This window comes from Kitasatospora sp. NPDC057518, from assembly GCF_042802075.1.
Taxonomy (GTDB): Bacteria; Actinomycetota; Actinomycetes; order Streptomycetales; family Streptomycetaceae; genus Kitasatospora.
In genome coordinates this window covers 1-9,393 of record NZ_JBHVEU010000345.1, presented here as the reverse complement: position 1 = coordinate 9,393, position 9,393 = coordinate 1, and the positions used below count along the sequence as shown (strand labels likewise).

At 73.5% G+C, this 9,393-nt stretch carries 8 protein-coding genes and 1 pseudogene; 1 reads left to right on the top strand and 8 read right to left on the bottom strand.

Annotation, left to right across the window (positions count from 1 at the left end; all coding sequences use genetic code 11):
- Positions 1-47 precede the first annotated feature (47 nt).
- Positions 48-1,001, bottom strand: coding sequence for an aldo/keto reductase (locus ACFU7Z_RS28850; RefSeq protein WP_380780624.1), 954 nt, complete (start codon positions 999-1,001; stop codon positions 48-50).
- Between the two features lie 143 nt (positions 1,002-1,144).
- On the opposite strand from ACFU7Z_RS28850, the gene ACFU7Z_RS28845 reads away from it, so the two are divergent.
- Complete coding sequence (locus ACFU7Z_RS28845) at positions 1,145-1,345, top strand: hypothetical protein (protein ID WP_049650146.1); 201 nt, start codon at positions 1,145-1,147, stop codon at positions 1,343-1,345.
- 54 nt (positions 1,346-1,399) lie between these two features.
- On the opposite strand, the gene ACFU7Z_RS28840 is transcribed toward ACFU7Z_RS28845, so the two are convergent.
- The 7 genes and pseudogenes from ACFU7Z_RS28840 to pelF all read right to left on the bottom strand — a co-directional run bounded on the left by ACFU7Z_RS28840 (position 1,400) and on the right by pelF (position 9,229).
- Positions 1,400-2,422: an endo alpha-1,4 polygalactosaminidase gene (locus tag ACFU7Z_RS28840; RefSeq protein WP_380780622.1), complete on the bottom strand. Its 1,023-nt coding sequence runs from the start codon at positions 2,420-2,422 to the stop codon at positions 1,400-1,402.
- A 22-nt stretch (positions 2,423-2,444) separates the two neighbouring features.
- Positions 2,445-3,140, bottom strand: coding sequence for a spherulation-specific family 4 protein (locus tag ACFU7Z_RS28835; protein ID WP_074001827.1), 696 nt, complete (start codon positions 3,138-3,140; stop codon positions 2,445-2,447).
- Positions 3,137-4,054, bottom strand: coding sequence for an NAD(P)-dependent oxidoreductase (locus ACFU7Z_RS28830; RefSeq protein WP_074001826.1), 918 nt, complete (start codon positions 4,052-4,054; stop codon positions 3,137-3,139). Before ACFU7Z_RS28830 ends, ACFU7Z_RS28835 begins: the two co-directional genes overlap by 4 nt.
- A gap of 125 nt (positions 4,055-4,179) precedes the next feature.
- Positions 4,180-4,881: pseudogene (locus ACFU7Z_RS28825) on the bottom strand (NDP-sugar synthase); the annotation flags it as partial.
- A gap of 75 nt (positions 4,882-4,956) precedes the next feature.
- Positions 4,957-5,949 (bottom strand): SDR family NAD(P)-dependent oxidoreductase, encoded by a 993-nt coding sequence (locus ACFU7Z_RS28820; RefSeq protein ID WP_074001825.1) that lies wholly within the window; start codon positions 5,947-5,949, stop codon positions 4,957-4,959.
- Between the two features lie 159 nt (positions 5,950-6,108).
- Positions 6,109-7,641, bottom strand: coding sequence for a hypothetical protein (locus tag ACFU7Z_RS28815; RefSeq protein WP_380780620.1), 1,533 nt, complete (start codon positions 7,639-7,641; stop codon positions 6,109-6,111).
- 73 nt (positions 7,642-7,714) lie between these two features.
- A complete protein-coding gene (pelF, locus tag ACFU7Z_RS28810) occupies positions 7,715-9,229 on the bottom strand; it encodes a GT4 family glycosyltransferase PelF (protein ID WP_049650152.1) in 1,515 nt (504 codons plus the stop codon).
- Positions 9,230-9,393: the final 164 nt, after the last annotated feature.

Genomic DNA, 9,393 nt, shown 5'->3' with positions numbered 1-9,393 from the left:
GTCGGGGCCCGGACCGCGTTCGGAGCGGCCGCGGTGCCGGATCCGGCTCAGGCGGAGGCGGCGTCCAGCAGGGCGGTCTGCTCCGGGGTGAGCTGCAGGGTGGCGCCGACCAGCAGCGGCGGGAGCTGCTCGACGGTGCGGGCGCTGGCGATCGGGGCGGCGACCGTCGGACGGGCGGCGAGCCAGGCCAGGGCGACGGAGGCGGGCTCCACCCCCTGCTCGGCGGCGACGGTGTCCAGCGCCTCCAGCACCTTGGGGCCGCGCGGCTCGGCCAGGTAGCGGGCGGCGCCCTCGGCGCGGGCGCTGGCCACGCCGTCGGCGCCCGGACGGTACTTGCCGGTCAGGAAGCCGGAGGCCAGCGCGTAGTACGGGACGGTGGCCAGGCCGTGCTCGGCGACCACGTCGGCCAGCGGGCCCTCGAAGGTGCCGCGCGAGACCAGGTTGTAGTGCGGCTGGACGGCGACGTACTTCGCCAGGCCCTCGCGCTCGGCGAAGGCCAGCGCCTCGGTGAGCCGCTCGGCGGAGATGTTGGAGGCGGCGACCGCCCGGACCTTGCCCTCGCGGACCAGCTCGTCCAGCGCGGTGACGAACTCCTCGACCGGGGTGTCGTCGTCCCGGTGGGTGTAGTAGAGGTCGATCCGCTCGACGCCCAGGCGGCGCAGCGAGTCCTCGGCCGCGGCCTTGATGTTGGCGGCGCCCAGGCCACCGCGCTCGGCGAGCATGCCGACCTTGGTGGCGATCACGACGTCCTCGCGGTTGCCGCGGCTGCGCAGCCAGTTGCCGAGGACGGTCTCGGACTCGCCGCCGGCGTTGCCCGGGGCCCAGGAGGAGTAGACGTCGGCGGTGTCGACGAAGTTTCCGCCGGCCGCCGCGTAGGCGTCCAGGACGGCGAAGGACTGCTGTTCGTCGGCCGTCCAGCCGAAGACGTTGCCGCCGAGGGAGAGCGGGAAGACGGACAGGTCGGAGGTGCCGAGGCTCACCCGGCTGTGGTTTCCGGTCATGAAGGCAGTCAACCCCATGGCCCGGCCCGGCATTCCGGGAACCCCGCGGTCTTCACGAGGCTGTTGCACGGAAGGGTGGTGTGGTCCGCGCGACGGGGGTCCGGGGTGTGCCCGAGGTGGGCTGATTCGTTAGAGTCCGTGCCATGGCTGACAACGACTACGACCCCGCCGGCAGCACCCAGATGTTCCGGGCGTTCGTCGACGAGAGCCCGGCGCCCCAGGCCCCGGGCAACGTTTCCACCTACGGCAGCAGCAAGAGCAGCGGCCGCACCGGCGTGATCGCGCTGGTCGCCGTCGTCGTGCTGGTCGTCCTGGGCGCCGTCGTCTGGCTGGCGGTCAAGTGACCTTCGCGCGGGTGGCCCTCGTCCGGGTCACCCGCGCGACGGAAGACGAACACCTCAGCAGGGCTTGCGCCAGGCGTTCAGTTCGAGCTTCTTCCGCATCGAACTGAAGCCCAGCGACTTGGCCTTGCCGCAGAACTGGTCCGTGTCGAGCTTGTACTCGACGTGGAAGACCGCCTTGCCCGCCTTGACGAAGGGCGCGACCCGGTCGCACTCGTCGAACTGCGCGCACTCCTCGTTGACCGCGAAGTCGAAGTCCGGGAGCAGGGCCGGGATCTGGTCCAGGTCGTTCTTCAGGCCGATGGCCAGGCCGCGTTCGTGGGCGAGCTGGGCCAGCATCCGGTTGTACTTGAGCTGGTCGTCCGGGGTCAGCGGGAAGCCACTGTTCTGGTTGTACGCCTCGATGGTGTCCGGCTCGACGGCGTCGAAGCCCTTGCTCCGGCACATGTCGAAGCGGGCGGCCATCAGCGGCTTCAGCTGGTCGAGCTTGCGGATGTCGAACCACTTCTCGCCCTTCCAGCCGGTGTCCGAGCCCTGGAGGGACTTGGCGAAGGCGGCGGAGTCGGGGCGGAAGTCCTCCCAGGAGCCGGCGTTGATGTAGCAGATCACCTTGCGGCCCTTGGCGTGCAGCGCGGCCACCACCGAGGCGTCGTTCTCGAAGCCGTCGATGTCGTAGACCGGGACGTCCACCGACTGGTCGACGCCGCCGCCGAGTTGCCACTGCCAGGCGAGGCCCGGGGTGGGCTGCCAGCGGGCGCCGGCCGGCGGTGCCGGGTTGCCCGGCGGGGTGCCGGTGCCCGGCGGGGTGCCGGGAGGCGTGCTGCTGCCGGGCGTGCCCGGGGCGGGCGCGGTGGTGCCGGGAGCGGTGGGCGCGGGGGTCGGCGTGCCCGGCTCGGTGGTGCTCGGGTCGGGGGTGCCGGGGGTGCTCGGCGCGGTGGCCGCGGGGGAGTTGCTCGGGGTGCCGTCGGCCGAGTCCTGGTCGTCCTCCGAACCCGAGCTGCTGCACGAGCTGACCAGCAGGGCGGTGGCGGTGGCGAGGGCCAGGGCGGCCGGGAGGTGCCGGTGGTTGCGGCGGTTCACGGTAGTCGGACTCCGGATCGGGTCAGGTCAGTTCGGCGGCGTTCAGGCCGTACGGCAGGGTGCGCCAGGGGTTCTCCCCGGCCCCCGGTACGGCGCAGCCGACGCCGGCTCGCCGGGCGGCGATCAGGGCGGCGGCGTCCTGGGCGTGCTCGGAAGGGACGTCGTAGACCAGGTGGCAGAAGCGGGAGGCCGCGTGCCGGCCGGTCCACAGCGGCAGCGTCATGGCGCGGTAGGCGTCCCAGTCGCCCTCGAAGGTCACCAGCAGGTCGGCCAGGCCGACTTCTGCGTAGCCCGGGTCCGGGTGCTCGCCGTGGCCGAACACCACGGTGCCGCAGCCGGCCGCGCGGGCGGCCGTGGCCAGCCGCCGGTAGTGCGCGAGCGCACCCGGGTGGGTGGAGACCTGGTCGAGGTAGACGCCGGTGATGCCGTGGCGCTGACGGTACGTCAGGATGTCGGCCACCACGGCCGCGTGCGGCCGGCGGCCGTAGTCGGTGTCGGTGTAGCCGACCAACGGCAGTCCGGCGGCGCGGAGTTCGTCGGCGGCCTCGGCGAAGACGTGGTCCGGGAACTCGCCCGGACCGTCGGCGAGGTTGAGCACGACGGCGGCGATCCGGGCGGGGTCGGCGGCGGCGACCGCCTGCCAGGCCGCCGGGTCCACCGCGGGGTGGACGTACAGCGGCACCAGCAGGCGGCCGTCGGGGGTGTGCCCGGCGGTCATGCGACCACCGGGTCGGGCGTGGGCCCGGCGGTGCCGAGCCACAGGTCGCGCAGGGTGTCGGCGAGGTCCGTCTCCGGCCGCCAGCCGAGCTCCCGGTCGGCGGCCGACACGTCGGCCTGCTGCCAGGAGACCGCGGCCGAGCGCTCGGAGCCCGCCCCGCTCTCGTCGATCCGGCCGGTGAAGCCGGCCGCGGTGACCAGCCCGTCCGCGATCGCCCGGACCTGCCGGGCGTGCCCGGAGGCCAGGTTGAGCACCCGGGGGAGCGGACGGTCGGCGGTGACGGCCAGGCCGACCGCCTTCGCCACGTCCCGGGCGTCGACGAAGTCGCGGTAGGCGGAGAGGTCGCCGACCGTGATCACGCCGTCGGCGCCCTCGGGCGCCACCCGGCGCAGCTCGGCGGCCAGCCGCCCGGGCAGCGAGCCCGCCGGGGCGCCGGGGCCGACCGGGTTGAACACCCGCAGCACCACGGCGTCCAGCGGCGAGCCGGCCACCGCGAGGGAACCGGCCAGCTTGGTCGCGCCGTACACGCCGACCGGGCGGGCGTCGGCGTCCTCGGCGAGGGACTCGCCCCGCGCGCAGACGCCGTACTCGCCGGCCGAACCGATGTGCACCAGGCGGGCCTTCGGGGCGCCGAGGGAGAGCGCCTCGCAGAGCACCGCCGGGCCGCGGGCGTTCACCTCGGCGAGCTTGACCGCGCTGCCGGCCACCGCGCCGGCGAAGTTGACCACCGCGTCGGGGGCCAGCGCGGACAGTTCCTCGCCGAGCGGGCCGGCCTGGGCGGTGGCCAGGTCCAGCCGGAGGTCGTGGGCGGGCCGCCGGCCTGCGGTCAGCACGGTGGCACCGGGCACTGACCGCAGGACGGCGGTGGCGTGACGGCCGAGGAAGCCGTCGCCGCCGAGGAGCAGAATTCTCACGCGGCCCGTCCGTCGCTCTCGACGCCCGCGGTGGCGGGCTCGGTGGTCGCGTCGTCCGGGGCGGTGCGGGCGGCCGGGATCGGCAGCTCCGCGACACCCGGTGTGATGCCGCTCGACTCGAAGGGCATCAGGACCGGACGGATGGTGGAGAACTCGGCGTTGGCCCGGTCGTAGTCGTCGGGCCGGCCGATGTCCAGCCAGTAGCCGCCGAACTCGTACGCGGCGGGCGGGGTCTCGGCGGCCAGCAGGTCGAGCACCAGCTCGTCGAAGCCCAGCGGCAGGCCGGGGGTGTACTTGGCCAGCGCCGAGCGGGAGACGCCGTACACGCCCATCGAGACGCGGTAGTCGATGCTGGGCTTCTCCTGGAAGCCGGTGATGGTGCCCTCTTCGGAGGTCAGCACGCCGAAGTCGATCTTGACCTGGCGGGCGTAGGTGGCGATGGTCAGCGGGGCGCCGGACGCCTCGTGGTGCTTGAGCACCCCGGCGAAGTCCAGGTCGGTCAGGATGTCGCCGTTCATCACCAGGAAGTGCTCGGGCAGGCGCTCCTGCATGGTGAGCAGCGGGCCCATGGTGCCGAGCGGGCTGTCCTCGACGGCGTAGCCGACCCGCAGGCCCCACTGCGAGCCGTTGCCGACGTAGGCGCGGATGATGTGGCCGAGGTGGCCGATGGCCAGGGTGACGCTCTGGAAGCCCGCGGCGGCGAGCTGGCGCATCACGATCTCCAGGATCGCGTGCTGGTCGCCGATCGGGACGAGCGGCTTGGGAAGCGCGGTGGTGTACGGGCGGAGACGGACGCCCTTACCGCCGGCCAGGATCACTGCGTGCATGGTGTTTCCCCCACGGAAAGGATGTGCAGGACACGAACCTTGGTTACCAGGACGAGCAAGATCGGTCGGGGCGGGTCAGACGTTGTAGATGTCGGTCTTGTAGCGGGCCAGGTTGGCCGGGTCGCGGAAGAACTCGATGGTCTGCTCCAGGCCCTGCTCCAGGCTGAAGTTCGGGGCCCAGCCGGTGGCCTCGCGCAGCCGGGTCGCGTCCGCGACCAGGCGCATGACCTCGGAGTTGGTCGGACGGATGCGCTGCTCGTCCTCCTTCACCACCAGGTCCACGCCCATCAGCTTGCCGACCAGGGTGACCAGGTCGCCGACCGAGATCTCGCCGCCGGTGCCGGCGTTGAAGGTCCGGCCGACCACCGTGTCGGCGGGCGCGGAGCCCACCGTGCGGAAGGCGTTGGCGGTGTCCTTGACGAACGTGAAGTCGCGGGTCGGGCGCAGGTCGCCGAGGGTGATCTCGGTCTGGCCGGCCGCGACCTGGGCGATCACGGTCGGGATGACGGCGCGCATCGACTGGCGCGGGCCGAAGGTGTTGAACGGGCGCAGGGTGACGACCGGGGTCTCGAAGCTGGCGTGGTAGCTGTCGGCCAGCCGGTCCCCGCCGGCCTTGGAGGCGGCGTACGGGGACTGGGTGTTGATCGGGTGGTCCTCGGTGATCGGCACGGTCTGCGCGGTGCCGTAGGTCTCGCTGGTGGAGGTGTGCACCAGGCGGGGGATCTCCTGGTGGCGCACCGCCTCCAGCACGTTCAGGGTGCCGGTGACGTTGGTGTCCACGTACGAGTGGGGGGCGCGGTAGGAGTACGGGATCGCGATCAGGGCGGCCAGGTGGTAGACCGCCTCGGTGCCCTTGACCAGGCCGTTGACCGAGCCCGGGTCCCGGACGTCGCCGAGGACGATCTCGACCGAGTCCAGCACCTCCTCGGACAGGGTCTCCAGCCAGCCGAAGGACGAGAACGAGTTGTACTGGACCATCGCGCGGACGTGGTGCCCGTCGGCGACCAGGGTCTCGACGAGGTGGGAGCCGATGAAGCCCTCGGCTCCGGTAACCGCAACGCTGCTCATGCGGATGTCGCTTTCTCGATCTGCCGGGGCGGCCGGACGCACTGGGGTGGCCGGCCGCCGTTGGCCCGGTGGGTGTCTCAGGTGGAACGGGTACGGCGGTGCACGCGAAGGAGGCGTGCGGGATATTCGATGTGTTCAGCGGTGCTGGGTGGTGCGTTTTCAGCGGTGCTGGGTGGTGCGGCCGAGCGCGGGCCCGGCCAGTGCGGTGAGGACGAAGGCGGCCGTCCCGCAGCCGATCAGCTGCAGGACGATCGGGTCCGCACCCGCCAGCAGCCCGGCGCTCTCGGCGACCGCGGCGGCCAGACAGACGAGGGCGGTGCTCCAGCTGAACCCGAAGGCGTTCAGCAGCAGCGCCAGCCAGAGCGAGCCGCCGAGGAGCAGCATCGCGCCGAGCTGCGGCACGCCGAGCGCGGGGGCGCCGGGCCACAGCACGGTCGCGGCGGCGTCCAGCGCGGCCACGGTGGTGAGGTAGATGAAGAGGCAGCCGAGCAGGATCCCGCCGGTGCGGCGGGTGAACTGGCCGCTGGTGTGGCTGGTGCGCAACGCGGCCACCGCCATCGCCCGGTAGCGGAAGAGCAGCCACTCGGCGAGGCCCAGGCTGAGCGTCAGCGCGATCATGGCCGGCCCGGTCGGGGTGGTCGACGTGGCCTGCGCGGGGAGGCCGCCGGACTGCACGGCCTGGTGGATCGTCCCGCCGAGGCCGGCGATCAGCGTGAGCGCGCCGCAGGCCAGGCCGAACAGCAGGTGCGGGACCTCCTGGCGGACCGGCAGCCTCAGCTCGACGGACTCGCGTTCGCCGCCGCGGATGCAGACCAGCAGCTCCCGGACGGCCAGTCCGACCGCCAGCACCAGCGACACGAGCAGCACGACCGTACGGACCGGCTGCGGGACGTCCGCCGCCAGCACCACGCCCGCGCCGACCGAGGCCGGGGCCAGCGCCAGCAGCAGGAACTTCTCCCGCCCGAGCACCAGCAGCACGGTGGCCGCGCCCAGGTAGCAGGACTGCCCGGCGGCGAAGCACAGCGCGCCCAGCGGCCCGCCGACCACGTACGCGGCGGCCGCCGCGACCAGCGCGCCGACCGGGGCGCCGACGGCCAGGCAGACCGCGGCCTCGCGGCGGCGCAGCCGGCCCAGCCAGCGGTAGGAGCGGTGCGCCAGCGCCTGGTTGAAGCCCCAGCTGACCAGCGTGGCGACGGACAGCGCGAGCATGCCCGAGGGCAGGCCGAAGCGCATCCGGGTGGTCGCGAACAGGTTGGCGCCGAGCAGGTAGCCGAGCCCCGGCAGGGCGAACACCAGGCCGCGCACCACGCAGCGCCAGGGGTCGGCCCGCCAGGGGTTGGCGAACTCGGAGCTCGGGCCGGGGTAGCGGCGCTCGACCTTCTCGAACAGTTCCTCGGCGACGGTGAACGCGTCGGGGCGGCCGTACAGCAGGGCGGCCTGCTCGTCCGACAGGCCGTCGGACTCCAGGAAGGCCGCGATCTCGTACGGGTGGACGGCGTCGGCGCAGACGTCGCGCAGGCGCTCGGCGAGCTCGTCCAGCGGGTCCGCGGGGAGGTAGAGCGAGTCATCCGGCTCCGGCTCCGGCTCCTGCTCCGACGGGGCGGGACGGCGGCGCTTGAGCGGCAGGGCGCGCAGCTGCACGGTCTGGTCGGGGCCGGCCTCGCCCGGAATCAGTCGCAACGGACCGCTCATGCGTCCACCTCGCTGTGCTCGGCGGCCGCTGAGCGGGACACGCGCCTCTCGATGGTTCTGTCGCCGTTCCCGTTCACGCGCCGACCTCGCTCGGCTCGGGGCGGGCGGCGGCCAGCTGCTGGTCCCAGTCGGGGCTGGGGACCTGGTCGGTGACGGCGACCATGCCGCCGGGCATCCAGCGGGCGGTGCCCAGGAGCTCGGTGTAGATGCCGCGGAAGCCGTCGATGTTCTGGCGGAGGGTGAACTGCTCGATCACCCGCAGCCGGGCGCCCTCGCCGAGCCGGGCGCGCCGTTCGGCGTCGCGCAGCAGCTCGATCGCGGCGGCCGCCATCGGTTCGGGTTCGCGCGGCGGGACGACCAGTCCGGTGTCGCCGACGGCCTCGCGCACGCCGCCGACGTCGGTCGAGACGGTCGCGCGGCCGCAGGACATCGCCTCGATCAGGGTGAACGGGAAGCCCTCGCTGATGCTGGAGAGCATGACCACGTTGCCCGCCGCGTACGCGTCGGTGATGTCGGCGACGCGGCCCTCGAAGGCCACCGAGTCGGCTATGCCGAGCTCGGCGGCCAGGGCTATGCAGCCGTCCCGGTACGCCTCGCCGCCCTTGGGGGTGCCGCCGAAGAGCCGCAGACGCGCCTCGGGGATCTCCCGCTGGACGATGGCGAAGGCCCGGATCAGCGTCTCCAGGTCCTTGATCGGGTCGACCCGGCCGGCCCAGCTGAGGGTGGGGGTCTCGGGCTCGGGGCCGGCCGGCGGGAAGGCCGCCGGGTCCACCCCGTTGTAGACGGTGCGGATGTGCGAGGACGGCGTGCCGCCGCGCTCCTCCCAGCGCCGGTTGTACCGGTTGCCGGGGGTGACGAGGGCGGCCTGCCGGTAGCTCTCCTCGGCGAGCATCCGGTAGAAGCCGAGCAGCAGCGCCTTGACCGGCCAGCGGTAGGGGCCGGTGCGGTAGCCGAGGTAGCGCTCGCGCAGGTAGATGCCGTGCTCGGTGAGCAGAAACGGTACGCCGTACTGCTGGGCGGCGATCAGCCCCGGCAGGGTGGCGAGGCCGCCGCTGGCCGCGTGCGCGACGCCGTCCTTGGGCGGCTCGACCGAGAGCGGCCGCAGGGCGTGCTCCAGCAGGTCGGTGGCGTTCAGGGCGTCGTGCAGGGTGGGCCGGGAGACGGCGGTCGGCAGGTAGTCGCGGGTCCAGACCTGCTGGAGGGTGCGCAGCGCGCGCTCGCTGCGCAGCGCCGGGCTGAGCAGCCCGTGCCGGGCGAGGTCGGCGAAGTTGTACAGCTCGGTGCCGAAGTGGGTGGTGTAGACCGGGTCGAGGATGGAGTGCAGGAAGCGCTCGTACGCGTTGAGGAAGCGCCGCATCTCCTTGCCGCGGGGCGCTCGGCCCTCCGAGGCGGGCCCCCACAGCGGCGCGGTGGTGACCGACCGTACGTTGGCGGGCAGTTCCCAGGCCAGTGGCTCGTGGCCGGTTCCGGTGACGGCGATGACGTCGAACTCGACGTCCGGCATGCCCTGAACGAGCTGGTCGCACCAGACGCTCACGCCGCCGTGCTGGTGCGGATACGTCCCCTCGGTGAGCAGGGTGACGCGCATTCCTGTCCCCCCTCCTGTTCTTGCGTAGGTTCCGGCCTGGATGACCGGAACGGGAGCCGTGGGGGGGCCGGGGCGGGGGGACGGCCCCGGCCCCCCCGGGGCGGGGGGGGGGGGGTTGCCGTTAACGGGTTCCGGAGGGGGCGGGGGGTGTGCTCGGCGGGGGC

Coding starts and splice junctions, on each gene's coding strand:
- ACFU7Z_RS28845 (WP_049650146.1), top strand. CDS start 1,145: ATGGCTGACAACGACTACGACCCCGCCGGCAGCACCCAGATGTTCCGG.
- ACFU7Z_RS28815 (WP_380780620.1), bottom strand. CDS start 7,641: ATGAGCGGTCCGTTGCGACTGATTCCGGGCGAGGCCGGCCCCGACCAG.
- pelF (WP_049650152.1), bottom strand. CDS start 9,229: ATGCGCGTCACCCTGCTCACCGAGGGGACGTATCCGCACCAGCACGGC.
- ACFU7Z_RS28820 (WP_074001825.1), bottom strand. CDS start 5,949: ATGAGCAGCGTTGCGGTTACCGGAGCCGAGGGCTTCATCGGCTCCCAC.
- ACFU7Z_RS28835 (WP_074001827.1), bottom strand. CDS start 3,140: ATGACCGCCGGGCACACCCCCGACGGCCGCCTGCTGGTGCCGCTGTAC.
- ACFU7Z_RS28850 (WP_380780624.1), bottom strand. CDS start 1,001: ATGACCGGAAACCACAGCCGGGTGAGCCTCGGCACCTCCGACCTGTCC.